The organism is Pseudarthrobacter sp. MDT3-1 (assembly GCF_054510755.1).
In genome coordinates this window covers 1-24,169 of sequence record NZ_JBTNDX010000020.1, presented here as the reverse complement: position 1 = coordinate 24,169, position 24,169 = coordinate 1, and the positions used below count along the sequence as shown (strand labels likewise).

Sequence of the window (24,169 nt, the reverse complement as noted above, 5' to 3'; positions counted from 1 at the left end):
TTCGGTATGCCTAAATTTTTGTTTCGGCGCGCCAAAGTCGCCGTCCGAACCCTCGCCCGGGGAACGGCGGCGTTCCGCGCTGCCGGCGCCGCCGCCGTCGTCCTCCTTTCCCTGTCCCTTACCGCGTGCGGGGGTGACGCGTCGGGCGCCCGTGACAGTGACAAGCCCGTGGTCCTGACCACCTTCACGGTGCTCGCCGACGTCGCCCGGAACGTTGCGGGGGACAAGCTCACGGTGGAGTCCATCACCAAGGCGGGCGCCGAAATCCACGGCTACGAACCCACCCCCGGCGACATCCGCAAGGCAGCCAAGGCGGACCTCATCCTGGACAACGGCCTGAACCTCGAGGCCTGGTTCGGGCAGTTCGTGGAGGGCCTGGACGTGCCGCACGCCGTGGTCAGTGACGGTGTGGAGGTCATGTCCATCAGCGAGGACTCCTACCAGGGCAAACCGAACCCGCATGCGTGGATGTCGCCCGTGAACGTGCAGATCTATGTGGACAACATGGTGAAGGCGTTCAGCGAGCTTGACCCGGATAACGCAGCGGTCTTCAGAGCCAACGGTGACGCGTATAAGGCCGAACTGCAGGGTGTGCAGGACGAGATGAAAGCAAGCCTCGCAGGCCTCCCGGAGAACCAGCGCGCCCTGGTGACCTGCGAAGGCGCATTCTCCTACCTGGCCCGTGATGCTGGGCTCAAAGAGGTCTACATCTGGGCCGTCAACGCCGAACAGCAGGCCACGCCGCAACAGATCACCCGCGCCATCGAGTACGTCAAGGCCAACCAGGTTCCTGCCGTGTTCTGTGAATCCACGGTGTCCGATGCGCCCATGCAGCAGGTGGTGGGCGCCACCGGAGCGAAGTTCGGCGGCACGCTATACGTGGATTCGCTGTCCGAAGCCGACGGGCCCGTACCCACTTACCTGGACCTGATCAGGCACGACGCCGATGTCATCACCAAGGCCCTGGCCAGCACCTCAGCCGGAACCTCCACCGGGGCCCCAGCAGGGGCGAAGTAATGAGCTCCCCGGCCATCCTCGTTGAAAACGTCACCGTCCACTACGGCGAGGTCCTGGCGCTCGATTCCGCCTCGCTCACCGTGGACGCCGCCCGGATCTGCGGCCTGATCGGCATGAACGGGTCCGGGAAGTCCACCCTGTTCAAGGTGATCATGGGAATGATCAAGCCCGACGCCGGCCGCGTACTGATCGGCGGACAGTCACCCACCAGGGCGCGCAAGGAGGGCGGGATCGGCTATGTGCCGCAGAGCGAGGACGTTGACTGGCAGTTCCCGCTGTCCGTCCGCGATGTGGTGATGATGGGACGCTACGGGCACCAGGGCTTCACCCGGCGCCCCTCCAAGGCCGACCGCGCCGCCGTCGATCTGGCGCTGGACCGCGTGGAACTGGGCGAGTACGCGGAACGGCAGATCGGGCAGCTGTCCGGCGGGCAGAAGAAGCGTGCTTTTGTGGCCCGCGGCATTGCCCAGGGTGCCACCATGATGCTCCTGGACGAACCGTTCGCCGGCGTTGACAAGCGCTCCGAGGCCACCATCACCCGGCTGCTGCGCGAGCTGGCCTCCGACGGCTGCACCATCCTGATCTCCACCCACGACCTCCACGCGCTGCCCAACCTGTGCGACGAAGCCGTGCTCCTCATGCGCCGGGTCCTGATGCACGGCGCCCCGGAACTGGTGCTCCAGCCGGAGAACCTCGCCATGGCGTTCGGCCTGGATGTGCTGAACCGCGACCTTCCGGTACCTCCCCACCCCGCCGTCACGGCCGCCGTCGTCCACCCCGCAGCCGCCGGCGCCTCCGCCACCATCGAGAGCAGGGGCTGACCCGTGGAAATCTTCGACATTCTGCTCGAACCGCTCAGCTACGACTTTATGGTCCGCGCCATCGTCACCACCGCGCTCGCCGCCGTCGTCTGTGCTGTCCTCAGCTGTTGGCTGGTGCTGATCGGCTGGTCCCTGATGGGCGACGCCGTCTCCCACGCCGTGCTGCCCGGCGTTGTGCTGGCCTACATTGTGGGCGCCCCGTTTGCGCTCGGTGCCCTGGTGTTCGCGCTGATCGCGGTGACCCTGATCGGCGTCATCCGCAACACCAGCCGCGTGAAGGAGGACGCCGCCATCGGCATTGTGTTCACCTCGCTGTTTGCCTTGGGCCTTGTGCTGATCTCCGTCACGCCCAGCCAGACTGACCTGAATCACATCATCTTCGGCAACCTCCTGGGCGTCAGCATCCCGGACCTGATCCAGGTGCTGGTGCTCGGCGTCGTCGCGTTCGTCATCCTGATCCTGAAGCGCCGCGACCTGACCCTCTATGCGTTCGATCCCACGCACGCCCACGCGATCGGGCTCTCCCCGAAACGGCTGGGGGCGCTGCTTATGGGGCTGCTGGCTTTGACGTCGGTGGTGGCGCTGCAGACGGTGGGCGTGGTGCTGGTGGTGGCGATGCTCATCATCCCCGGTGCCACCGCCTACCTGCTCACGGACCGCTTCAACCGGATGCTGGTCATCGCACCGGTGATTTCAGCGGTGTGCTCCATCGCCGGCATCTACTTCAGCTACTACCTGGACACGGCTTCGGGCGCCATGGTGGTGCTCACGCAGGGCGTGGTGTTCGCTGCCGTCTACCTGTTCAGCCCCCGGCAGGGACTGATCGGCACCCGGCTGGCGAAGGCCCGCCGCAGGAAGGCCGCCGCGCTTCTGGTTGCCTAGGCCCGGGAGTCCACAGCAACGCGGGGTCAATTACTGCCCAATACGAGGGGAAACATGAGCGTTAAGTGACCCCGCGTTGTTCTTTTGCTGTGGTCTGACCTGGTGTGGTTTACCGGGTGGGAACGGGGGAGCGCCGCACGGTGATATCGCCGTAGGCGCTGCGGGCGCGGATCTCCACTTTGGCGTCCGTCTCGCTTGGCCCGGTGGTGGCATCGAGTCCGTTGCGGACGCGACCGTACTTGGTGCTGAGGTCCAGCCACGCGGCGGTGCCTTCGCGGACGCCGATGGCCAACGAACCTGCGGCGGTCTGTAGGGTGAGGATTCCGCGGACCACCTCGCCGACCGTGATGTCGCCGTTGGAGGCCTTGATGGTGGTGGTGACGCCGGCGCGTTCCAGGGAGACGTCCCCGTTGGCGGCACTGACCTTGAGTTCACCGGCGGCATCCACGATGTACGTGCTGCCGTTGCCGTTCTTGACGCTGGCGGTCCCGTCGATTTCCCGGATCCGAATCTTGCCCGAGCCGGTCTTGATTTCCGCCCGCCCCGCGACGCGTTCCACGGTCACGTCGCCCATGCCCGTGTGGACCCGGAGTTCCGTGGAGTGGTCGAGGTGGACGTGGCCCATGTCCGTCTTCAGTTCGGCGGAGCTGAATTCGCCCTCGCAGCGGAGATCGCCCATTCCGGACTTCAACTCAAGGCTGCAGCCGATGGGCACTTCAACTGCGATGTCCACGGCGCCGCCGTCGCTGAACCAGGTGTGGCGGCGTTGCGGATGCAGCCTTACCTGCAGGCGTCCATCCGTGTAGTCCACGGTGGTCTGCTCCGCCGCCTTGATGTCCAGGGCCCGGGTTGCTTCGCGGGGCCGGACGTTGACCACGGTGTCGGTGCGGTTGCCGGCCACAACCAGAATGTCGGCACGGACGGACACGTCCACCACGACGGCGATTGGCTGGGGGGTCTCGAAGGTTTTCATCAGCGTGCCCATCCTGTGAAGTTCTGCTCGCCGGGATCGCGGCGAATGGTCCGTTGGGTGGATTGGTTCCCGTTGAGGGCGTCCGCGACGGCCCGGATCAGCCAGGAGTTTACGGACAGGCCTTCAATGCCGGCGGCCTCTTCAACCTGCTGCTTGAGGTGATCGGGAAGGCGGAGCGTCGTGCGGGAGGTGCTGGCGCCGTCGAACTCTTCCGGAGTCTGCCGGGAAGGCTGGCTGGACCGTTCCGTCACCGCTTCGAAGTCGCTGGCAACGGGCGGGCTGGTGACCACAAACTCCGGATCGCGGCCCCGGAGCCGTACCTCCACCGACGCCGGGGCCAGCTCGAGGGTGATCTCGCTGGCGGCGTCGGAGAGGGCTTCGAGGAGGACGAGCCGGACGGTGGACTCAAGCGCGGCAGTGAGGCGGTCGCTGAGTTCCCGGGCCTCAGGGCCACCGGCTTCGGCCGCGACGCCCAGCTGATGCTGGACGGCGGATACGTACTGGTTGAGTTGCATGACACCATTTTGACGTCACTTTGGTGTCATGTCAATACTTTCTGGCGAATATTGGTGTCACCGGTGGTGTCCCGGCTTGACGCTGCGGCTTCCGGCGGGGAAGCTGGAGCGATGAAGTCCTGAGCAACAGCCCGGCTATGCCGGACTGTTCCCCCGAATCCAGGGCCGCCGTCGAGCATCAGTTCCGGCGGCCACACTGCGGAATCTTGCGAGGACTTGTCTTGACTGAACAACTGAACCTTTCCGGCATCTCCCATGGCTACGGCGACCGGCAATTGCTGGACGGAATCGGCCTGGTCATCACGGCCGGCGAGCATGTTGCCATCGTCGGCGAAAACGGCGCCGGCAAATCCACGCTGCTCCGGATCCTGGCAGGGCTGGAAGCGCCCGACGAAGGAACTGCGGTCAGCCACGGCCGCGTGGGCTACCTTGCCCAGACGCACGGCCTGCCCGAATCCTTCACCGTGGGAGCCGCCGTCGACGCTTCCCTGTCCTCGCTGCGCGCCCTCGAAGCCGAACTTGACCGGCTGGAGGCCGGCCTCGCCGATGCCGAGGACGACGAGCTGGAAACCTACGGCCGGCTGCAGACCGAGTACCAGCTGCGCGAGGGCTACGCCGCGGAATCCCGTGTGGAGGCGGCGCTCGACCGGCTGGGCCTGGGTGGCCTGGACCGGAAGCGGACGTTGGGATCGCTCTCCGGCGGCGAGCAGGAACGCGTGGCGCTGGCCTGTGTCCTGGCCGATCCGGCGGACATCCTGCTCCTGGACGAACCCACCAACCACCTCGATGCCCGCGGAACCGCCTGGCTGGAGGACCGGCTGGCCGCCCATCGCGGGACAGTGGTGGTGGTGTCCCACGACCGCGTGCTGCTCCGCAAGGTGGCCAGCACCGTGATTGAGGTTGATGCCGAGCGCCGTACCGTGACCCGCTACGGCAACGGCTACGACGGCTACCTCCGCGAGAAGGCCGCCGAACGCCAGCGCTGGGTTCAGCAGTACCACGAGTGGATCGTCGCGATGGAGGCGGAGCAGCGGCAGGCGGACACCGTGACCGACAAGATGGGCTACGCCCGCCAGCGCGACAATGACAAGGTGGGCTTCGACTTTAAGGCCGGCACTTGGCAGAAAGCGGCCACCAGCAAGGTCCGCAACGCGCAGGAACGGCTCCGGCGGCTGGAAGCGAGCCCCATCGACCGCCCGCCGGTGCCGCTGCGGCTGGCGGCGGAGCTGGCCGTGGAACCGGAGGCTCCTTCGGGTGCCTCCGTGGCGACCACCGCATCCGGGGACTCCCACTTGACGGCATCGGCGGTCCTCGTTGCCCGCGGCGTCGCGGTTCCAGGCCGCCTGGGCGTCACTGATTTCGCGGCCGGCACGGGCGAGAAGATCCTCATCACAGGCCCGAACGGCGCCGGCAAATCCACCCTGCTCTCCGTGCTGGCGGGAACCCTGGAGCCCGTTGGCGGGAGGGTGCAGCGGCCGGCCCGGGTGGGCTACCTGCAGCAGGAACTCGAACTGCCGCAACGGCCCACGCTCCGCCTGCTGCCGGCCTTCGCGGCGGGCCTCGGCGGCAACATCGACGAGCACGCCGAGGCACTCCTGCGCCTGGGGCTGTTCCGCACCAGCGAGTTCCACGTCCCCGTAGGCAGCCTGTCCGCGGGCCAGCAGCGCAGGCTTGCCCTGGCCCGCCTGCTGCTGGGCGGCTACGGCACACTGATTGTGGACGAACCCACCAACCACCTGGCGCCGGTCCTGGTGGAGCAGCTCGAAGAGGCGCTCGCCGGCTTCACCGGGACCCTGGTTATGGTCAGCCACGACCGCGCCCTCCGGGACTGGTTTGCCAAGTGCGCCAAGAAGAGCGACACCTCGCGGACGGACGAATCCGGCCGCTGGATCAGGTACTCGATGGACAAGGGCGTGCTGGCCCCGGCCTGATGTAGTCGCAGGGGCCGGCCGGTGGCGGCCCGGAAGCGGTGAGATTTGCGCAAAGGAAAAGTTACGCACCGACCGGCAGGCGGAAACATCGGCGGCGGAAGATAGGCCTATGCCAGTCTCCCGCCGGCCGAAAGGATCTGTCCGTGATCACCAAGAACCTTTTCCTGCAGGGCATCTTCCCGTTTGTGGGCACCGGGCTGGAGAAACCCGTCCCCATCCACCGCGTACTCTCGCACTACGTCCCGGACGGCGTCATCAACCAGACGCTCTACTTCCGGGGCGGCAATTCCAGCAGTGAACTCATCACCGTGGTGCTGATGCGGAACGGCGTGCCCATGCGCTATTTCCCCATCGGCGCCAAGAGCGATGTCCATGTGCCGCTGCGCGTCGTGGAGGACATCGACGGCGGCTCGGTGGTGGAGCTCTATCTCGCCGCCCCGGATGGTGTTGGGGGATCCGTGGTTGTTGACCTGGGCATGGTTGAGCACTGATGACCAGCGTGCTGGACCGGCCGCAGGGCAGGCACGCAGGCGCCGCGCCCCGCCGTCGGCTGCTGGTGGTGGGCAACGGGATGGCGGGCGCCCGGGCCGTGGAGGAGATCCTGGCCCGCGGCGGCGCCGAGCAGTTCACCATCACCATGTTCGGCGACGAGCCGTACGGCAACTACAACCGGATCATGCTCAGCCACGTCCTCTCCGGCGAGGAAAGTGACGCCGACATCTTCCTGAACGCCCTGCCCTGGTACCGCGAGAACAGCATCACGCTGCACGCTGGGGTCCGTGTTGACCGAATCGACAAGTTCACGAAGCACGTCTTTTCCAATGACGGCCGCGTGACACCGTACGACACCCTCATCATCGCCACCGGGAGCCGCTCTCACATGCCGCCGATGGACGGGCTGTACACTCCGGGCGGGTCCGTGAAGCACGGTGTGTTCGGGTTCCGCACCATCGATGACACCCGCAAGATGGTCCAGCATGCGCAGCAGGAGCATCACCGGCGGGCGGTGGTGATCGGCGGCGGCCTGCTGGGCCTCGAGGCGGCCTACGGCCTGAAAAGCCACGGGATCGACGTGGAGGTGGTGCACTCCGGCGGGCACCTCATGAATGCGCAGATGGGGCCCGACGGCGGCGCGGTGCTGCGCAGGAGCGTGGAGGCCCTAGGCATCCGGGTGCACACGTCCAGCCGCACCACTGCCGTCCTCGGAAGGGACACGGTCAGCGGCGTCAGCCTCCGGGACCGGGAGGACATCGCCTGCGACATGGTGGTAATGGCCGCGGGCATCCGGCCGAACGTGGACGTGGCTGTGCTGAGCGGGCTGCCGGTGGAGCGGGCCATTGTGGTGGATGACCGGCTGCGGGTCCAGGACGAAGATGACATCTACGCCGTGGGGGAGTGCGTCCAGCACCGCGGCGAGGTCTACGGGCTGGTGGCGCCGCTGTGGGAACAGGCCGTGGTGCTTGCCAACCACGTGACCGGCGTCGACACATCCTCGGCCTACCTGGGCTCGCGGACCGCCACCAAGCTGAAGGTTGCCGGCGTCGACGTCGCATCCATGGGACTGCACGGTCCCGAGTTCGACACCGACGAGCACATCGTCTTCTCGGAGCCCAGCCGCGGCATTTTCAAGTCCATCGTGGTCCGCGACAACAAGATGGTGGGTGCCACGCTCCTGGGCGACAGCCGGAAGGTGGCCTACCTGACGCAGGCCTACGACCGCGGGCTGCCGTTGCCCGAAGAGCGGATCGCGCTGCTGTTCGACGTCGGCGGGCCGGGTGAGGCGGTGGGTGTGGCCGAGCTCGACGACGGCGCCCAGGTCTGCAACTGCAACGGCGTTTCGAAGGGGGCACTCGTGGCCGCCGTGAAGGGCGGCTGCACCACAGTGTCCGGTGCCATGGACGCCACCCGCGCCGGCAAGGGCTGCGGTTCCTGCAAACTCCTGGTGAAGCAGGTGGTGGAGTGGGCGGCGGACGGCGCGGTGGAGGAGGACCCGGCCGCCAGCTACTACGTGCCCGGGATCCCGCTGGACAAGCCGGCCCTGATGGCCGCCATCCGGAAAAAGGGCCTGCGCTCCGTGTCCCAGGTGTTCACGGCACTGGCTCCGGGGAGCGCCGAGGATGCGAAGTCCAAGATGGGCCTCGCGTCACTGCTGAAAATGATGCTCGCGGACCAGTACATCGACGAACGCGACGCCCGCTTCATCAACGACCGCGTGCACGCCAACATCCAGCGCGACGGCACGTTCTCCGTGGTCCCGCAGATGAAGGGCGGCGTGACGTCCGTGCAGCAGCTGCGCCGCATCGCCGACGTCGCCGAGAAGCACAACGTTCCGCTGATCAAACTGACCGGCGGGCAGCGGATCGACCTCTTGGGGATCCCCAAGGAGGACCTCCCGCAGGTCTGGGCCGACCTGGACATGCCCTCCGGGTACGCCTACGGCAAGAGCTTCCGCACCGTGAAGACCTGCGTGGGCAAGGACTTCTGCCGGTACGGCACCGGCGATTCCACGAAGCTGGGCATCGAGATCGAGTCCCGGTTCCAGGGCATCGAGTCGCCGGCCAAGCTGAAGCTGGCTGTGTCCGGCTGCCCACGGAACTGCGCCGAATCGCTGGTCAAGGACGTGGGTGTGGTGGCTGTGGAGGGCGGACGGTGGGAACTCTACGTCGGGGGAGCGGCGGGCGCCCACATCCGCAAGGGCGACCTGCTGGCCACCGTGGACGACCCCGAGGAGGTGAAGGTCCTGACCGGCCGCTTTATGCAGTACTACCGTGAGAACGCCAACTGGCTGGAAAGGACCTACTCCTTTGTGCCGCGGCTGGGCATCGAACACCTCCGCGCAGTGATCGTGGACGATTCCGAAGGCATCGCGGCCACGCTGGACGCGGCCATGCAGGCATCCGTGGACAGCTACGTGGACCCGTGGAGTGAACGCGACGATCCACTCACGCCGGGCCAGTTCCGCACGTCCCTGCCGCTCACGGTCCTGCCCCAGGTGCCGGTCCGATGAGCGCCGACCAGACAGACGCTAACCAGCCCAGCACCGAGCCCGTCATCACCACCGGCCACATCCTGGGCCCGGTGGACCAGATCCCGTTCGGTGAGGGGAGGGCCTTCGGGGTGGACGGCGAGCAAGTGGCGGTCTTCCGGCTGCGGGACGGGACCCTGCGCGCCCTGTCCGCGGTCTGCCCGCACCGCGGCGGCCCCATTGCGGACGGCACCATCGACCGGGAGGTGGTGATGTGCCCGCTGCACCAGCACGCGTTCAGCCTGGAAACGGGCTGCTCAAGCACCGGCGCCGAACCTTTGCGCACGTACAGCGTTCAGGAGGATGCCGAACGGAACATTGTTCTGAAGTATCCCCATATTCGTGGCAATAGTTTGGCTTAACCGGGCTCGGTGTAGCCCGCGTCACTTGCTGCGGTTTGAGTCTTGTAGGATAGACAGGCCGCGCGAACTTCGACGTACTGTGACTTTCCATACAGAAAATTCCTTGAAACATCAAGAAACCGAATTTTCGGGATGGAGAAGTCCCTGCCAAGGGTGCCGGCCAATCACCTACCCACAAGGAATTGTTGTGCCTCAAAGTACCCCCACAGAACTCGTGAGCCCGACGGCGCAATCCGCCGTCGTCGACTCCACCCTCAGCGCCGAGGGCTACAAAAAATCCCTGAGCGGACGCCAGGTCACCATGATTGCCATGGGCGGCGCCATCGGCGTCGGCCTCTTTATGGGTGCAGGCGGACGCCTGGCCTCCACTGGCCCTGCGCTCATTTTCTCCTACGCCATTGCCGGCGTCATCGCCTACCTGCTGATGCGGGCCCTGGGCGAGCTGATCATGTACCGCCAGACGTCGGGTTCCTTCGTCAGCTACGCCGGTGAGATGTTCGGCAAGAAGGGCGCGTACCTGTCCGGCTGGATGTACTTCATCAACTGGGCCATGACCGGCATCGCCGAACTCATCGCGATCGGACTGTACTTCCAGTTCTTCTTCCCCAACGTGCCGGTCGAACTCAGCGCCATCGCAGCACTGCTGCTGCTCGTGGGCGTCAACCTCATGAGCGTCAAGGCGTTCGGTGAATTTGAATTCTGGGCATCCTGCCTCAAGGTCGGCGCCATCGTGATCTTCCTGGCCGTGGGCACTTTCATGGTGGTCACCAACGCCCAGGTGGGCGACGGCAACGCCAGCGTGAACAACCTCTTCGCAGCCGAAGGCGGAATGTTCCCTAAGGGTGCGCTGGTGATGATCCTGGTCCTGAACGCCGTGATTTTCGCCTACAACGGCATTGAACTCGTCGGCATCACGGCCGGCGAAATGAAGGACCCCGCCAAGGAAGTTCCCAAAGCGATCCGCGCCGTCGTCTTCCGCATCGTGGTGTTCTACGTCGGTTCCGTGACGCTCCTGGCGATGCTGCTTCCCTCGGACCAGTACGTGGCCGGCACCTCGCCGTTCGTCACCGTGTTCGGCCAGATGGGCCTTGGCTGGATGGGCGATGTTATGAACATGATCGTCATCACCGCCGCTCTGTCCTCCTGCAACTCGGGCCTGTACTCGATCGGCCGGATCTTCCGGACCATGGCCAACAACGGGCACGCCCCGGAGTGGCTGATCAAGATGTCCAAGAGCCACGTGCCGTACGCCGCCATCCTGGCCATCGGCGCCGTCTACCTCGTTGGCATCCTGCTGAACATCTGGCTGGGCGGCTCACACGCCTTCGACCTCGCGCTCAACTCCGCATCGATCGGCGTGATCTTCACCTGGGGCGCCATCTTCGCCAGCCAGATCGCGCTGCGCCACAAGAAGGGCAAGGTCTCCTCCCTGCCCGCGCCCGGCGGAACCTGGAGCAGCTGGGCCGGACTCATTGCGCTGCTGGCCATCGCCGTGCTCATCGGCTTCGACACCATGACCAGCAAGACCGGCGAGGTATTCCACCTCGGTCTCTGGACACTGGCCACCATCCCGTTCTTCGCCCTGGTCCTGTGGCTGGGCTGGCAGAAGGTCAAGCACAACGAGCCCAAGAGCGAGCTCTTCTGCTAGGTCTTTTCGCCTCAGCAGCCGGACGCTCTGCGGACGGACGCTAAGAAGTCGGACGCTAAGAAGTCCGACGTCGGCGGGTCACCCTTTCGGGGGCGGCCCGCCGTCGTCGTTGGTGGAGCCTGTCGAAACCCCCATCGGTTGCTCCGTAACCGCCCTTTTGAGCGCTCAAAAGGGCGCCTACGGAGCAACCGATGGGGGTCGGTTGGCGTCCACGCTCTTGAGGTGCCGGGCGAAGTGATCTTCGATCCGCTGCCAGGCTTCGGGGGAGGACTCCGGGTCAGGGCCGATGCCCATGACCCGCATCAGCGGCCGGAAAACCGCCGGGCCCAGGTCGATTTCGTTGAGGAACGCGTGGCCTGCAGTGGGAAATTCCTTGACGCTGTTTTCGATGCCGAGGTTGTCCAGGGCGGTCTCAAGCTTGCCGGCCGCGCCCTTAAGGGTGAGGTCCCGGCCGCCGAAGTTGGCCACGATGGGGCAGGCGCCGCGGAGGCTTTCCTCGAGATTGCCGGGCAGGCGGCCGTAGTTGACCGAGGCCGCGTCGAAGCCGTCGCGGGCCACCAGCAGCGCGAATCCTCCGCCCATGCAGAACCCGATCACCCCGGTCTTGCCGGTGGACAGCGGCGAAGTGGCCAGCCAGGAGCGGGCGGTGGCGAGGTCGGTGAACGCGCGGCCGCTTCCCCTGAGCATGCTCCGCATGGTGCTGACCAGGCAGCGGCGCGGGCCGCCGTCGCTGAACAGGTCCACCGCCAGCGTCAGGTACCCGGCTCGGGCCATCCGGTCTGCATGCCCGCGAACGAGTTCGTTCAGGCCGAAGGCTTCGTGGATCATCAGGACCGCGGGAAACGGACCTGGTCCGGATGGCGTGGCGAGATATCCGCCGAGCGAAGGCGAACCGCCGGCAGCGGCACTCTGGGCACTCAGGTCCACATAAGTCATGGGCCAAGGGTAGCCGCCGCCGTCAAGCCCTCCATCGACTGCTCCGTACGGGCCCTTTGGGGCGTCAAAAGGGCGCCTGGGCCCACGCCGGCAGGGTTCCCTGGCCGAGCTTGCGAGGCGAGGGGGTCGGTGGGGAGCAACGGATGGCGGTCGGCGGACACGAGAACGGCGGCGGATCCCCCATGGGAATCCGCCGCCGCTCGAATATGGGAGGACTAGTTCTTGAAGGTGTCCTTGACGTTTTCGCCGACCTTCTTGGCGTCAGCCTTGACCTGGTCCGCCTGGCCTTCGGCTTTGAGTTTGTCGTTGTCCGTGGCGTTGCCGGTCGCTTCCTTGGCCTTGCCGCCCAGGTGCTCTGCTTCGTTACTGATCTTGTCTCCGAGGCCCATGAGTCTGGCCGCCTTTCGTTTTCAGGGGATCAAACAATGCCGTTTCAGAATAACACAAAGCATGCTTACCATTTCAAGGGGCCTCCGATATCAGCGGCCTGTCGAATGTCAGCGCCCCCGACTAGGCTCGATGCATGGAACACAGCACAAGCCTGACCCAGCACATTCATGCCACGCCGGAAAAGGTCTGGGCGGTCATCTCGGACATCCCGGGTTCCGCCTCCACCCTGTCCGGCATCGACGCCGTGCAGATGCTCAGCGACGGGCCCTATGGCGAGGGGACGCGCTGGAAGGAAACGCGAACCATGATGGGCCGCTCGGAAACGGTGGAGATGTGGGTGGCGCAGGCCGATCCTCCTCGCAGCAACACGGTCAAGGCCCTCCAGGGCGGTGCCGACTACACCTCGCGCTTCAGCCTGGCCGAGCGCGACGGCGGGACGGACCTGACGCTGACCTTCGGCGCCGACGTCGTCAAGCCCACCCTGCTCAGCAAGGTCAGCATGACTCTCTTCGGCAAGCTGGGCATGAGCATGACACGCAAGGCGCTCACGAAGGACCTGGCGGAAATCGCCGCCAAAGCGGAATCGCTCTAGTGGCGGCAAAGCCCCCCAAGGTAACGGCTCCCCGGCTCTCGCCCGTCAGCCTGGAGGATGTCACGGATGATCCGGCCCCGGACTTCCAGCGTGGTGAAAGGTACGACGGCGTCCGGTACAGCCGGGCGGTCGCCGACGGTCTGGAGCTGAGCGGCACGGATTTTGCCGAGTGTGAGTTCCAGGGCGTCTCCTTCAATGACACCCAGCTCCGCGGGGCCACGTTCCGGGACTGCATCCTGTCCGAGCTGTACGCGCCGGTGTTCCGGGCCGCCCGCTCCACGTGGCGGGACGTGCAGCTGAACAATCCCCGGCTGGGCTCCGCTGAGCTGTACGAGACCGGCTGGCAGTCGGTCCGGATCGACGGCGGCAAGCTGGACTTCCTGAATCTGCGCGGGTCCAAGCTGACGGACGTTGTCATCAGCGACTGCATCATCAACGAACTGGACCTCGGTTCCGCCTCCGGGACGCGCGTGGCGCTCAAGAACTGCACCATCGGCACCCTGGATCTCACAGGCTCGCGGCTGAAGGACTTTGATCTTCGCGGCACGGATTTCCGGACCATCAGCGGCCTCGGCAGCCTGGCCGGCGTCGTGATCGACGACTATCAGCTGAGCCTGCTGGCGCCACTCCTGGCTGGGCACCTCGGCGTCCTTGTCCTGTGAGTGTAGTCTTTATAGAACGAACGGTCGGTAAATAGGGCGGTCACTGGACGGCCCCGAAGATTCCGGCTCCCTGGCGTAAAGGATTTGTTCTTATGGTCGAGGCTTTTCTTGTTGGCGGCGTCCGCACTCCCGTGGGCAGGTATGGCGGTGCGTTATCGGCGGTCCGCCCGGATGATCTGGCTGCACTGGTGGTCCGCGAGGCCGTGACCCGTGCCGGGCTGGATCCGGACAGTGTCGAGGAAGTCATCCTGGGCAACGCAAACGGCGCTGGCGAGGAGAACCGCAACGTGGCCCGGATGGCAGTCCTGCTGGCCGGGCTTCCCCTCCACATTCCCGGCATCACGGTCAACCGGCTGTGCGCCTCGGGGCTGAGCGCCATCATCCAGGCCAGCCACATGATTAAGTCCGGCGCCGCGGACGTGGTGATCGCCGGCGGCGTAGAGTCCATGAGCCGGGCACCGTGGGCCCAGGAAAAACCCGCAACGGCGTTCGCCAAACCGGGACAAATCTTCGATACGTCCATCGGCTGGCGCTTCGTCAACCCCCTCTTCCAGAAGGGCGGGCTCGCCCGCGACGGCAAGATGACCTACTCCATGCCGGAAACCGCGGAAGAAGTGGCCCGCGTGGACGGCATCACCCGCGAGGACGCCGATGCCTTCGCGGTCCGCTCCCACGAGCGTTCCCTCGCCGCTATTGCCGCAGGGCGCTTCAGGGACGAGATCGTCGCGGTGACGGTCCAATCCCGCAAGGCCGAAACCGTGGTGGACACCGATGAAGGACCGCGTGCCGGCACCACCCTGGAAGTCCTCGCCGGGCTGCGCCCCGTGGTTCGGGGCGGTTCCGTGGTCACGGCCGGGAACTCGTCCACGCTGAACGACGGCGCTTCGGCCATCATCGTTGCGTCCGAGGCCGCCATCGCACGGCTGGGCCTGACGCCGCGGGCCCGGATCGTCGACGGCGCCTCCGCCGGCTGCGAACCCGAAATCATGGGCATCGGCCCGGTCCCGGCGACGCAGAAAGTGCTCGCACGGAGCGGGCTCAGCGTGGGTGACCTGGGCGCCGTCGAGCTTAACGAAGCGTTCGCCACGCAGTCGCTCGCGAGCATGCGCCGGCTCGGGCTGGACCCGGACACGGTGAATAACGACGGCGGCGCCATAAGTCTGGGGCATCCGCTCGGTTCCAGCGGATCACGGATTGCCATCACCCTGCTGGGCCGGATGGAACGCGAGGACGCCAAAATCGGCCTGGCTACGATGTGCGTCGGCGTGGGCCAGGGCACCGCGATGCTGCTGGAGCGTGTCTGATGCCCGCCCCGGAAAGCGCGAACGGACACTTAAGCACCGTTGAATTCCGCACGCTCCTGATCGAGGAGCGCGAGGACCGCGTGGTGGTCCTCCTCAACCGCCCGGAAGTCCGGAATGCCATCGACCAGCAGATGGTGGACGAACTGCACGTGGTCTGCGCTGCGCTTGAGCAGAATCCCAAAGTCCTGATCATCTCAGGGGTCGACGGCGTCTTTGCCTCGGGTGCGGACATCGCCCAGCTGCGCGAGCGGCGCCGCGATGATGCCCTGCAGGGCATTAACTCCACGATTTTCGTGCGGATCGCGAAGCTGCCCCTGCCGGTCATTGCCGCGCTGGACGGCTACTGCCTGGGCGGCGGCGCCGAGCTCGCCTACGCGGCCGACTTCCGGATCGGAACGCCCAGTGTGCGGATCGGCAACCCGGAAACAGGGCTGGGGATCCTCGCTGCGGCCGGGGCCAGCTGGCGCCTCAAGGAGCTAGTGGGGGAGCCGTTGGCCAAGCAGATCCTGCTCGCGGGCCTGGTCCTCCGCGCCGAGGAGGCCCTGGCGGCCAGCCTCATCACCGAAATCCACGAGGCGCCGGAGCTGATGGATGCCGCGCACAACCTGGCGGACCGGATCGGCCGCCAGGACCCGCTGGCCGTGCGGATTACAAAGTCGGTTTTCCACGCCCCGGCGGAAGCCCACCCGCTGATTGATCAGCTGGCGCAGGGGATCCTGTTTGAATCCCAGGCCAAGTTTGACCGCATGCAGGCTTTCCTCGACAAGAAATCAGAGAAGAAGAAACCATGACGAACCCGAACCTTCCCGCGACCGTCGGCGTCCTCGGCGGGGGCCGCATGGGCGCGGGGGTCGCCCACGCCTTCCTGATCAGCGGGGCCAACGTTTTGGTGGTGGAGCGCGATGAAGCGTCCGCCGAAGCCGCCCGGGAGAGGGTGGAAACTGCTGCTGCCAAGAGCATCGAACGCGGCGCCACTGACGCCAACCTGGATGAGATGGTGTCCCGGCTCGCCGTCACGGTCGATTATGACGACTTCAAGGACCGCCAGCTGGTGGTCGAAGCCGTTCCCGAAGACTGGGACCTGAAGGTCACCTCGCTCCGCGGCATCGAGGAGCGACTGGCCGATGACGCCTACCTGGCCTCCAACACGTCGTCCCTGTCCGTCAACGGCCTGGCCCGCGAACTCAAGCGGCCGCAGAACTTCCTCGGCCTGCACTTCTTCAACCCCGTCCCCGCCTCCACCCTCATCGAAGTGGTGCTCGGCGAGCAGACGTCCCCGGACCTCGCTGAGGCGGCGAAACGGTGGGTCGAGGCACTCGGCAAGACCGCCGTCGTCGTCAATGACGCACCGGGCTTTGCCTCGTCACGGCTGGGTGTGGCCATCGCGCTGGAGGCGATGCGCATGGTGGAGGAGGGGGTGGCGTCCCCGGCCGACATCGACGCCGCCATGGTCCTCGGCTACAAGCACCCCACCGGCCCGCTGAGAACCACGGACATTGTGGGCCTGGACGTGCGGCTGGGCATCGCCGAGTACCTGCATTCCACGCTGGGGGAGCGGTTCGCGCCGCCGCAGATCCTCAAGGATAAGGTGGCCCGCGGAGAGCTTGGACGGAAGACCGGCAAGGGATTCTTCGACTGGGCTGAGTAGGATTTCCGGGTGACCCTCTTTGAACCCCTCACCCTGACCGGCCGGCACGTGATTCTTGAGCCGCTGAAGCACGATCACCATGATGATCTGGTGGCGGCCGCACAGGATGGCGAGCTGTGGAAGCTCTGGTACACGTCTGTCCCGGCGCCGGACGGGATGGCTGCGGAGATCGACCGCAGGCTGGCGATGCAGGAGCAGGGGTCCATGCTGCCGTTCACCACGCGGCTGATCGATCCTGCCACCGGCGGCCCTGGCCGGATCATCGGCATGACCACTTACTGCAATATCGACGCCGGCACGCCCCGTGTGGCCGTGGCGTTTTGTACGCACTGGCTGAACCACCAGTCCAGGGAGGCGATCGCCAGGCTGGGTGTGAAGCAGGACGGCGTGCTGCGCAGCCACCGGCGGACCAGCGACGGCGTCCTCCGCGACACCGTGGTGTTTTCAATCCTGGAGCACGAGTGGGCCATGGTCCGGAACGGTCTGGAGCACCGACTCGCCAAGCACGCGTGACGGGTGCTTGGCGAGCGGGGCGTGGTTACTGCCCGGTCAGCTTGCCGACCAGTGACGCAAAGTAGCCGTGCCGATAGCCCTCTCCGTTGGGGTGGAAATTGGCGGGATCCTGAATGGTGGCGGCATTGAAGTTGATCCAGGGCTCGGCTGAGCCAATGCCGTGGCCTGCGAAGGCCGGTGCGACATCGACGAACTCAGCACCAGTTCCAAGTGCGGTCAAGCGGATAACATCGTTCAGCCCAGCAGTCAGTTGATTGACCACGCCTGCCCGGGGATCCGGAAAGGTCGGATCAAAGAGCATCGGATAGCCGGTAAACACGATTCGTGCGCCAGGTGCCTGCGCGTCGACCGCTAGGCTAAGGCCAGCCAAGCCTTGCACGAGTGCGCTTGTGCTGGGATTGTCGCGTGCGTCCTGAAGCATTGCAGCACGAACTGCAGCGGCCCCCAGACATGCATCCGGAGCTGCGAAGCAGGTGGCCAACAAACCCGTAGTGTCGAGGTCATTACCGCCGACGGTGATCGTGATGATCTCGGCGCCGGCGAGGCTGGCCGGGAGGTTGCCGGCAACTACTCCAATCGTGTACCCCGAGCAAGCTGCATTCGCCGTTAGCTCCAGTCCCCGGAGGTTGTCCGCAATGACCGGGTATCCCCTACGGCTCACAAAGCAGGTCTGGTCCGTGTAAGGAGCCGCGCCCTGCCCAGCGGCGTACGAATCACCCAACGCCACATAGTCGGTCTTCGCCTGCGGCGCAGCTTCGGCTGGGATGGCCCGCGAACCCCAGAGCCAGCTATGGTGGCGAGGCCTGCCGCAAAAGCCGAGCGCCGACGTCGTACTCCAGAACGTGCCATTGAATTTTCCCCTTTTGACTATCAATTGGACAAGTGAGACAGGCATGTAACAGCCACCGTACGCCCCACGCACAAGCCCGTCACGGGTCCGGAGTACTCGATTTTCTGCGCCGCTACACTGTCCGGTACCTGCCCATCGCGTGCGGGCGATGGCGGCTGTGTGGTTAGCTGTCCGGGTGGAGACGACAGGGGGAGCCGTGAGCTGGGACGGAGCCGTGAATGCCTGGCACGTTGCCGGCCGCGTTTACCGGATGGGGCGCCGCGAATGGCTCACCGAGGCAGGTTGGCGGCAGGCGTACGACGACGGCGTTCGCACGGTGATTGATCTCCGTAACTCCCGTGAAGCGCAGCGCCGGGACACCGACCCTGCGGTGGACGCAGCAGCCTGGTCCGGCGTCACGATCGTCGCCGCACCCACTGAAGAACCCGATGATCCGCGGTTCACTGCCGTCGGCGGACCGTACCTCAATGATCCCGCCCATTATCTGCACAACGTCCGGCTCTACCCGGAGAAGTTCGTGGCGGTGTTCCGCGCTGTCGCGGCAGCCGAGGCTGGTGCCGTCGTCATTCACTGCGCGGCGGGACGGGACCGGAGCGGCATGGTGGCGGCGATGCTGCAGGACCTCGCCGGCGACCCGGACCAGCTCATTGCGGACGGCTATGCCAAAGCCGCCCGAGGCATCAACGAACGCTTCCGGACGCACGGCCCGCCCCATGCTGGCGAACGCTACATCGACGACGCCGCACTGACACGCCTGCTGGAGCGGCGCGGCCGGGCCGTGGTGGAGTTTGTCCGGGAGCTGGACACCCGCACCTTCCTGCTGCGCAACGGCCTGTCCGAGGACGAACTGGGCGCCGTCCAGAGCCTGCTCGGTAGCAGGGTGGCGCCATGAATTCCATGAAGTACGTGGCGGCGTCGCTCGCGGTGTCGGGAGTTGTGATGATTGTGGCCGGGCCGTTCTGGGCCGTCCTCGCTTCAGATTTCGGGACTACGGCGGGGAACTTCGGGCTCGGCGACGGGACCGTCGTCGGCGAGTGGCTCCCGGGCCAGATCTTCCTCATGGTGGGCGGGGCAGTCTTGTGCCTGGCCGCGTACATGGCACGGCGGAGCGATACAGATGAATAGAACGAAAGCGATGGCACACAGTTTGAAACGCGTATTTGCAGTAGCAGCGGCTGCCGGAGTGGCACTTTCCGTGGGGCTCGGGGCCGTGCCGGCCTGGGCTGTTGAGCAGCCGGCCGTTGAGCCGCCGCCGGTTGCTTCGCCTGCCGTTGCGTCGGCGGACGCTGCGGAACGCCCGACGGCGGGAGGTTCCGGAGGCGGTGACGCGCAGCCCGGCGAGGCCGGCCCCGGCGACGCGCACCCCGGCGACGCCGGCCTTCGGGAAGCTGCCCTCCGCGATGTTGGCCTCACCGCAGACGAGTTCGCGGCTGCGGGCCAGCTGGGCAAGCAGGCTGCGGACGTTGCGGCGGCCCTGCAGGATATCTCCGGCTACCTCGGAACACGGATCCACAACGGCAGCATTCTGGTCGCCGGTAGCGGGGCCGAGCTGGAAGCGGAGGTGGCACGGCTCAGCGCGACTATCCCGGCCGTCGACCTTGAAACCGCACCCGCCGCGCCGCCGTCGGACGGGCCTGCTGACAGAACCGACGCGCCGGCCGCAACGGGCACCCAGTCGACCGGTTCTCCGGCGACCGGCACCGAACTGGCCCGGAGCACCCAGGAGCTGTACCAGGCGTACCTCCGCGATGTGGGCGCGGCTGGGTTGCAGGCCGTGGCGTACACCGGGAGCAGGTTCGTAGTTCGTACCGGCGGAATCAACGGGTCCGAGGCCACAGTGCCTGATTCGGCCGACGACGGAAATGCCGGCTCGAGCCTCACCAGCCCAAACTCGGACGGCAAGATCTCGCCCGCCGAGTTTGTGGCCCGCTACGCCAACGTGCAGCTCGACGCCGGGGCGCCGCTCGCGCCGCAGGCCGACCTTTCCGGCGGCCAGGGCTACTTCACCGACATCGGAGAAATCTGCTCCGCTGGCTTTTCAGTTTTTGACCCGGCAGGCCTGCCGGGCGTCCTCACTGCCGGACATTGCACGGATGACGGCGCCGCGGCAACGGCCACCGTGGAATTTCCGCAATGGAACCGTAGCGACCTGTTGGGGACCTTCGGGTTCAGCCAGTTTGGCGGACCCGGAAACTCCACAGTCCTGCGCCCCGGCAACGATGATGACCCCGGCAACGTCGGCACGGACATCGCCGTTATTGGTCAACTGCGCGCCGGCCTCGATCCACTGCCCGCCGCCAGCACATGGAACGATCCCTCGCAGGCCGGCAGGGACGTCAAGATCATAGGGACGGCCGCCCCGGTAATCGGCATGCCGGTCTGTCGCTCCGGCCGAACCTCAGCGTGGTCCTGCGGAACCATCGACGAGGTGGGGATCTACGTGGCAGGCGGACTCAACTATGCGACGGATCCGACAGACCTGCGGGCCTTCAACGGTTTCCTGTCCTTCGATGTCCAGTCCAGCGGCGGCGATTCTGGCGGGCCCTGGGTCAGCGGCAACTACGCCGTGGGCACCCACTCGGCCGGTGAAGAGGCACCCAAACCAAACGAAGCGCCGCCGGTAAACTTCGCCGTGGCCGCCACGCTGCAGGACTCATTGACTGTGCTCCCCGGCTACCAGCTGGAACTCTTCCTCAACAAGCCGGCTGTGACGTCGCCCGCGTCGGGGGCAACGTTCGACGCCGGCCAGACCGTTACCGGCACGGTGGCCGCAGCTCCGGCGTCCGCTGTCGCGGCGGGTTCGAAGGTCCGGATCACCGTGAGTGGCCAGGCGCCCATTGAGGTTCCCGTGGACGCTGGCGGTGCGTGGTCCTTTACTGCCCCCGCGGTGGCAGGCCCGCTGCGTTTCACGGCCGAAACGGTCAACGGATTCAGCACATCCGGTGCCGTGGCCTTCGACTTCACCCCGGTCAGCCAGCCCTCCCAGCCAGCCCCGCAATCTCAGCCCCCGGCTGCGGTGCCAGCCGCGAACGGTGCGCTGCCCCCAAAACGTGACAGCGCCGCCGTCGTACGTCCGCTGGGTGACAGCGCGGCGGCTGGCCTGGCCAACACCGGCGCATCCGGGCTGATTCTGTTCGCCGGCCTGGCGGCTGGTGCGCTCGCCGTCGGCGGTGTGCTCCTGGTGCTGGCGAAGCGGCGGAAGCGGCAGCGCCCCACCCCAACTAGGTAGCGCTATCTGTCGTTTTGGGCACGCAAAACGACAGATAGCGCGACCTACATGGGGTGGGACGGCTACTTCTTCTTCATCAGCAGGTTGGTGATGCGCAGCGTGCAGAGGCGCTGGCCGGCGTCGTTGGTGATGAGAACCTCGTGCGTGGTCAGGGTGCCGCCGAGGTAGATGGGCGTGGCGGTGATGGTGATCTTGCCCTCGCGCGCGGAGCGGTGGTGCGTCGCGGAGACGTCCACCCCCACGGCAGTTTTCCCCAACGTGCTGGCGTGGATGACCGCCGCCCAGGAGCCCACAGCCTCGCCCACCGCCAGGGACGCGCCGCCGTGCAGCAACCCGAACGACTGCCTGTTGCCCTCCACAGGCATGGTCGCCACCACGCGCTCGACCGATTGCTCCAGGATTTTCACGCCCATCTTCTCGTCGAGCTCGCCGAGGACGATCTTCCACGGCGTGGCGACTGGCGTGGCGACCGGCGTGGCGCCCGGGGTGGTGTCCGGCGCAGCGGCGTCGGGGGATAGGGCGCTCATGGGTCTCCTTTGGCGAGGCTGAACTTCCAGTGTGCGGCACGGCACAGTCATGTACTGTAGACATATTACCGAACGGACGGTCAGTAAAGCCCTGGCCGCGTTTTGTCCCCGCCTTGGAAGGACCCGTCAACGATGACCACCACTGCAGAAACCACAGTCGACACCGTCCAGACCGTTCCCAGTTTTGTGCGGGATTCCTGGTGGACTCCCGACGCCGGTTCGGCAGCTTCCGCTGTCCCCGTGCGGGACGCGAGCACCGGAGAAGTCCTGGCCAAGGTGAGCACCGACGGCCTGGACCTTGCCGCCGTCGTGGATTACGGCCGCACCACGGGACAGGCGGAACTGGGCAAGCTGACCTTCCACCAGCGCGCGCTCAAGCTCAAGGAGCTGGCGCAGTACCTGAACGCCCGGCGCGAGCACTTTTATGCTTTTTCGGCCCAGACCGGTGCCACCAAGATCGACTCGATGATCGACATCGATGGCGGCATCGGGGTCCTCTTCACGTTCGGCTCCAAGGGCCGGCGCGAGCTGCCCAATTCGCAGGTAGTGGTGGACGGTCCCATGGAGGTGCTGTCCAAGGACGGCTCGTTCGTGGCCGAGCACATCTACACGCGCATCCCCGGCGTCGCCGTGCAGATCAACGCGTTCAACTTCCCGGTCTGGGGCATGCTGGAGAAACTCGCGCCCGCATTCATCGCCGGGGTCCCCACCATCGTCAAGCCGGCCACCCCCACCGGGTATGTGGCCGCGGCCGTGGTGAAGGCGATCATCGAATCCAACATCCTGCCGAAGGGCTCGCTGCAGCTGATTTCCGGCTCTGTCCGCGGCCTTCTGGACGTGCTGGACTACCGCGACCTGGTGGCCTTCACCGGCTCCGCGTCCACCGCGCTGTCCCTGAAATCGCATCCCAACGTGGTGCAGGGCGGCGTCCGGTTCACGTCCGAAACGGACTCCCTCAACGCCGCCATCCTTGGTCCGGACGCGGTGGAGGGCACGCCGGAATTCGACGCGTTCATCAAGTCAGTGGTCACCGAAATGACGGTCAAGGCGGGCCAGAAGTGCACGTCCATCCGCCGCGCCATCGTCCCGCAGGAGCTGGTGCCGGCGGTGATCGCCGCTGTCGGCAGGCGTGTGGATGAGCGTGTGGTGCTGGGGGATCCCCGCGCCGATGGCGTCACGATGGGCGCTTTGGCGTCGCTCGAGCAGCTCACCGATGTCCGCGCCGCGGTGCAGTCAATGCTCGACGCCGGCGGTGAGCTTGCGTACGGGACGCTGGATTCGCCGTCGGTCACCTCTGCCGGCGGCGCCACGGGCGTAGTGGATGCTGGCGCCTTTATGTCGCCTGTGGTGCTGAGCTGGGCTGACGCCGAGACTGACGCGATCCACTCCCTGGAGGCGTTCGGCCCGGTCGCCTCCGTGATCGGATACAAGGACCTGCCCGACGCCGTCCGCCTCGCCGCCCGGGGCGGCGGCTCCCTCGTGGCATCGGTGTGCACCAACGATCCTGCCGTAGCCCGCGAACTCGTCACCGGGATCGCCGCCCACCACGGCCGTGTGCTGATGCTCAACCGCGAGGACGCCCGCAGCTCCACCGGCCACGGTTCGCCCGTCCCGCACCTGGTCCACGGCGGGCCAGGCCGCGCCGGCGGCGGTGAGGAGCTGGGCGGCATCCGCTCGGTAATGCACCACATGCAGCGCACCGCCATCCAGGGCTCGCCCAACATGCTCACCGCCGTCACCGGCCTCTGGCACACCGGGGCGGACCGGAACTTTACCGTGGAGACCGAGGGAACGCACCCGTTTCGGAAGTCGCTGGCTTCGTTGCGGATCGGCGACGCCGTCCGGTCCGACCTGCGTCAAGTGTCCCTGGCGGACATCACCGCGTTCGCCAACTCCACCGGCGACATCTTCTATGCCCACACCAACCAGGAAGCGGCCGAAGCCAACCCGTTCTTCCCGGGCATCGTGGCACACGGATACCTGCTGCTGAGCTGGGCCGCCGGGCTGTTCGTGGAACCGGCGCCGGGCCCGGTCCTGGCCAACTACGGCCTGGAGAACCTCCGCTTCATCACGCCTGTGGCTGCCGGGGATTCCATCCGGGTCACCCTGACGGCCAAGAAGATCACGCCGCGCGAAACCGACGAGTACGGCGAGGTGGCCTGGGACGCGCTCCTGACCAACCAGAACGACGAGATCGTGGCCACCTACGACGTCCTCACCCTCGTCGAAAAGTAGCCCCACCCCGGACGCTCTCTCACTAGTCCGAAAATGGAGGGGACGTGACCGCGGTCGGTGCGCACTGGTGCACCCCGTCGTGGTCTGGCGGGTGTTGGTGTTGGTATGA

General features: G+C 66.4%; 24 protein-coding genes. 18 read left to right on the top strand and 6 right to left on the bottom strand.

Annotation, left to right across the window (positions count from 1 at the left end):
• The first annotated feature begins 6 nt into the window (after positions 1-6).
• The 3 genes from ACX80X_RS15230 to ACX80X_RS15220 are packed head-to-tail and all read left to right on the top strand — an operon-like array spanning position 7 to position 2,720.
• Positions 7-1,017 (top strand): metal ABC transporter substrate-binding protein, encoded by a 1,011-nt coding sequence (locus ACX80X_RS15230; RefSeq protein WP_459312525.1) that lies wholly within the window; start codon positions 7-9, stop codon positions 1,015-1,017.
• The gene (locus ACX80X_RS15225; RefSeq protein WP_252599898.1) at positions 1,017-1,838 is read left to right on the top strand and encodes a metal ABC transporter ATP-binding protein; all 822 of its coding nucleotides are present in this window, start codon (positions 1,017-1,019) and stop codon (positions 1,836-1,838) included. Before ACX80X_RS15230 ends, ACX80X_RS15225 begins: the two co-directional genes overlap by 1 nt.
• A 48-nt stretch (positions 1,839-1,886) precedes the next feature.
• Entirely contained in the window at positions 1,887-2,720 is an 834-nt protein-coding gene (locus ACX80X_RS15220; protein WP_252599945.1) for a metal ABC transporter permease, read from the top strand.
• 109 nt (positions 2,721-2,829) lie between these two features.
• Here the strand turns inward: ACX80X_RS15220 and ACX80X_RS15215 are convergent, their stop codons facing one another.
• Complete coding sequence (locus ACX80X_RS15215) at positions 2,830-3,693, bottom strand: DUF4097 family beta strand repeat-containing protein (protein WP_252610607.1); 864 nt, start codon at positions 3,691-3,693, stop codon at positions 2,830-2,832.
• Positions 3,693-4,208 (bottom strand): histidine kinase, encoded by a 516-nt coding sequence (locus ACX80X_RS15210; protein ID WP_252610605.1) that lies wholly within the window; start codon positions 4,206-4,208, stop codon positions 3,693-3,695. Before ACX80X_RS15210 ends, ACX80X_RS15215 begins: the two co-directional genes overlap by 1 nt.
• A gap of 221 nt (positions 4,209-4,429) precedes the next feature.
• On the opposite strand from ACX80X_RS15210, the gene ACX80X_RS15205 reads away from it, so the two are divergent.
• The 5 genes from ACX80X_RS15205 (at position 4,430) to ACX80X_RS15185 (ending at position 11,174) form a co-directional block, all read left to right on the top strand.
• A complete protein-coding gene (locus ACX80X_RS15205) occupies positions 4,430-6,139 on the top strand; it encodes an ABC-F family ATP-binding cassette domain-containing protein (RefSeq protein ID WP_252610603.1) in 1,710 nt (569 codons plus the stop codon).
• A gap of 143 nt (positions 6,140-6,282) precedes the next feature.
• Positions 6,283-6,630, top strand: a complete 348-nt coding sequence (locus ACX80X_RS15200; RefSeq protein ID WP_459312523.1) for a molybdopterin oxidoreductase — start codon at positions 6,283-6,285, stop codon at positions 6,628-6,630.
• A complete protein-coding gene (nirB, locus tag ACX80X_RS15195; protein WP_459312521.1) occupies positions 6,630-9,146 on the top strand; it encodes a nitrite reductase large subunit NirB in 2,517 nt (838 codons plus the stop codon). The genes ACX80X_RS15200 and nirB overlap by 1 nt, the downstream gene beginning before the upstream one ends.
• On the top strand, positions 9,143-9,526 hold the full coding sequence (locus ACX80X_RS15190; protein WP_252599903.1) for a Rieske (2Fe-2S) protein: 384 nt from the start codon (positions 9,143-9,145) through the stop codon (positions 9,524-9,526). Before nirB ends, ACX80X_RS15190 begins: the two co-directional genes overlap by 4 nt.
• Positions 9,527-9,713: 187 nt before the next feature.
• Positions 9,714-11,174, top strand: a complete 1,461-nt coding sequence (locus ACX80X_RS15185; protein WP_252599904.1) for an amino acid permease — start codon at positions 9,714-9,716, stop codon at positions 11,172-11,174.
• A gap of 177 nt (positions 11,175-11,351) precedes the next feature.
• On the opposite strand, the gene ACX80X_RS15180 is transcribed toward ACX80X_RS15185, so the two are convergent.
• Together ACX80X_RS15180 and ACX80X_RS15175 are read right to left on the bottom strand one after the other, a co-directional pair.
• Positions 11,352-12,110: a dienelactone hydrolase family protein gene (locus tag ACX80X_RS15180; RefSeq protein WP_104060427.1), complete on the bottom strand. Its 759-nt coding sequence runs from the start codon at positions 12,108-12,110 to the stop codon at positions 11,352-11,354.
• Positions 12,111-12,325: 215 nt separating this feature from the next.
• The gene (locus tag ACX80X_RS15175; protein ID WP_104060426.1) at positions 12,326-12,499 is read right to left on the bottom strand and encodes a CsbD family protein; all 174 of its coding nucleotides are present in this window, start codon (positions 12,497-12,499) and stop codon (positions 12,326-12,328) included.
• A gap of 134 nt (positions 12,500-12,633) precedes the next feature.
• On the opposite strand from ACX80X_RS15175, the gene ACX80X_RS15170 reads away from it, so the two are divergent.
• From ACX80X_RS15170 to ACX80X_RS15145, 6 genes are all read left to right on the top strand, one after another.
• Positions 12,634-13,092, top strand: a complete 459-nt coding sequence (locus ACX80X_RS15170; protein WP_252610599.1) for an SRPBCC family protein — start codon at positions 12,634-12,636, stop codon at positions 13,090-13,092.
• Entirely contained in the window at positions 13,092-13,754 is a 663-nt protein-coding gene (locus ACX80X_RS15165; protein ID WP_252610597.1) for a pentapeptide repeat-containing protein, read from the top strand. The genes ACX80X_RS15170 and ACX80X_RS15165 overlap by 1 nt, the downstream gene beginning before the upstream one ends.
• Positions 13,755-13,846: 92 nt before the next feature.
• Positions 13,847-15,058 carry a thiolase family protein gene (locus ACX80X_RS15160; RefSeq protein ID WP_252614064.1) on the top strand — a complete coding sequence of 404 codons (1,212 nt, stop codon included), beginning with the start codon at positions 13,847-13,849 and terminating at the stop codon, positions 15,056-15,058.
• Positions 15,058-15,849, top strand: a complete 792-nt coding sequence (locus tag ACX80X_RS15155; protein ID WP_252614063.1) for an enoyl-CoA hydratase/isomerase family protein — start codon at positions 15,058-15,060, stop codon at positions 15,847-15,849. The genes ACX80X_RS15160 and ACX80X_RS15155 overlap by 1 nt, the downstream gene beginning before the upstream one ends.
• Positions 15,846-16,706: a 3-hydroxyacyl-CoA dehydrogenase family protein gene (locus tag ACX80X_RS15150; RefSeq protein ID WP_252614062.1), complete on the top strand. Its 861-nt coding sequence runs from the start codon at positions 15,846-15,848 to the stop codon at positions 16,704-16,706. The genes ACX80X_RS15155 and ACX80X_RS15150 overlap by 4 nt, the downstream gene beginning before the upstream one ends.
• Positions 16,707-16,715: 9 nt before the next feature.
• Entirely contained in the window at positions 16,716-17,219 is a 504-nt protein-coding gene (locus tag ACX80X_RS15145; RefSeq protein WP_459312517.1) for a GNAT family N-acetyltransferase, read from the top strand.
• Between the two features lie 25 nt (positions 17,220-17,244).
• On the opposite strand, the gene ACX80X_RS15140 is transcribed toward ACX80X_RS15145, so the two are convergent.
• Positions 17,245-18,114 (bottom strand): SGNH/GDSL hydrolase family protein, encoded by an 870-nt coding sequence (locus tag ACX80X_RS15140; RefSeq protein WP_459312515.1) that lies wholly within the window; start codon positions 18,112-18,114, stop codon positions 17,245-17,247.
• Positions 18,115-18,265: 151 nt separating this feature from the next.
• Between ACX80X_RS15140 and ACX80X_RS15135 the strand changes: the two genes are divergently transcribed.
• The 3 genes from ACX80X_RS15135 to ACX80X_RS15125 are packed head-to-tail and all read left to right on the top strand — an operon-like array spanning position 18,266 to position 21,298.
• A complete protein-coding gene (locus ACX80X_RS15135; RefSeq protein WP_252599911.1) occupies positions 18,266-18,961 on the top strand; it encodes a tyrosine-protein phosphatase in 696 nt (231 codons plus the stop codon).
• Positions 18,958-19,194, top strand: a complete 237-nt coding sequence (locus tag ACX80X_RS15130) for a hypothetical protein (RefSeq protein WP_252599912.1) — start codon at positions 18,958-18,960, stop codon at positions 19,192-19,194. The genes ACX80X_RS15135 and ACX80X_RS15130 overlap by 4 nt, the downstream gene beginning before the upstream one ends.
• Positions 19,195-19,204: 10 nt before the next feature.
• The gene (locus ACX80X_RS15125) at positions 19,205-21,298 is read left to right on the top strand and encodes a S1 family peptidase (RefSeq protein ID WP_459312512.1); all 2,094 of its coding nucleotides are present in this window, start codon (positions 19,205-19,207) and stop codon (positions 21,296-21,298) included.
• A 62-nt stretch (positions 21,299-21,360) separates the two neighbouring features.
• Here ACX80X_RS15125 and ACX80X_RS15120 read toward each other — a convergent pair whose 3' ends face one another.
• Entirely contained in the window at positions 21,361-21,711 is a 351-nt protein-coding gene (locus ACX80X_RS15120; protein ID WP_252599947.1) for a PaaI family thioesterase, read from the bottom strand.
• Positions 21,712-21,957: 246 nt separating this feature from the next.
• Between ACX80X_RS15120 and paaZ the strand changes: the two genes are divergently transcribed.
• Positions 21,958-24,060, top strand: coding sequence for a phenylacetic acid degradation bifunctional protein PaaZ (gene paaZ, locus ACX80X_RS15115; RefSeq protein WP_252614057.1), 2,103 nt, complete (start codon positions 21,958-21,960; stop codon positions 24,058-24,060).
• The last annotated feature ends 109 nt before the right edge of the window (positions 24,061-24,169 follow it).

Bases quoted from the DNA above. Each gene is read 5' to 3' on its own strand.
- ACX80X_RS15230 (WP_459312525.1), top strand. From the start codon at position 7: ATGCCTAAATTTTTGTTTCGGCGCGCCAAAGTCGCCGTCCGAACCCTC.
- ACX80X_RS15225 (WP_252599898.1), top strand. From the start codon at position 1,017: ATGAGCTCCCCGGCCATCCTCGTTGAAAACGTCACCGTCCACTACGGC.
- ACX80X_RS15220 (WP_252599945.1), top strand. From the start codon at position 1,887: ATGGTCCGCGCCATCGTCACCACCGCGCTCGCCGCCGTCGTCTGTGCT.
- ACX80X_RS15215 (WP_252610607.1), bottom strand. From the start codon at position 3,693: ATGAAAACCTTCGAGACCCCCCAGCCAATCGCCGTCGTGGTGGACGTG.
- ACX80X_RS15210 (WP_252610605.1), bottom strand. From the start codon at position 4,208: ATGCAACTCAACCAGTACGTATCCGCCGTCCAGCATCAGCTGGGCGTC.
- nirB (WP_459312521.1), top strand. From the start codon at position 6,630: ATGACCAGCGTGCTGGACCGGCCGCAGGGCAGGCACGCAGGCGCCGCG.
- ACX80X_RS15190 (WP_252599903.1), top strand. From the start codon at position 9,143: ATGAGCGCCGACCAGACAGACGCTAACCAGCCCAGCACCGAGCCCGTC.
- ACX80X_RS15180 (WP_104060427.1), bottom strand. From the start codon at position 12,110: ATGACTTATGTGGACCTGAGTGCCCAGAGTGCCGCTGCCGGCGGTTCG.
- ACX80X_RS15175 (WP_104060426.1), bottom strand. From the start codon at position 12,499: ATGGGCCTCGGAGACAAGATCAGTAACGAAGCAGAGCACCTGGGCGGC.
- ACX80X_RS15170 (WP_252610599.1), top strand. From the start codon at position 12,634: ATGGAACACAGCACAAGCCTGACCCAGCACATTCATGCCACGCCGGAA.
- ACX80X_RS15160 (WP_252614064.1), top strand. From the start codon at position 13,847: ATGGTCGAGGCTTTTCTTGTTGGCGGCGTCCGCACTCCCGTGGGCAGG.
- ACX80X_RS15155 (WP_252614063.1), top strand. From the start codon at position 15,058: ATGCCCGCCCCGGAAAGCGCGAACGGACACTTAAGCACCGTTGAATTC.
- ACX80X_RS15150 (WP_252614062.1), top strand. From the start codon at position 15,846: ATGACGAACCCGAACCTTCCCGCGACCGTCGGCGTCCTCGGCGGGGGC.
- ACX80X_RS15140 (WP_459312515.1), bottom strand. From the start codon at position 18,114: ATGCCTGTCTCACTTGTCCAATTGATAGTCAAAAGGGGAAAATTCAAT.
- ACX80X_RS15130 (WP_252599912.1), top strand. From the start codon at position 18,958: ATGAATTCCATGAAGTACGTGGCGGCGTCGCTCGCGGTGTCGGGAGTT.
- ACX80X_RS15125 (WP_459312512.1), top strand. From the start codon at position 19,205: ATGGCACACAGTTTGAAACGCGTATTTGCAGTAGCAGCGGCTGCCGGA.
- ACX80X_RS15120 (WP_252599947.1), bottom strand. From the start codon at position 21,711: ATGGGCGTGAAAATCCTGGAGCAATCGGTCGAGCGCGTGGTGGCGACC.
- paaZ (WP_252614057.1), top strand. From the start codon at position 21,958: ATGACCACCACTGCAGAAACCACAGTCGACACCGTCCAGACCGTTCCC.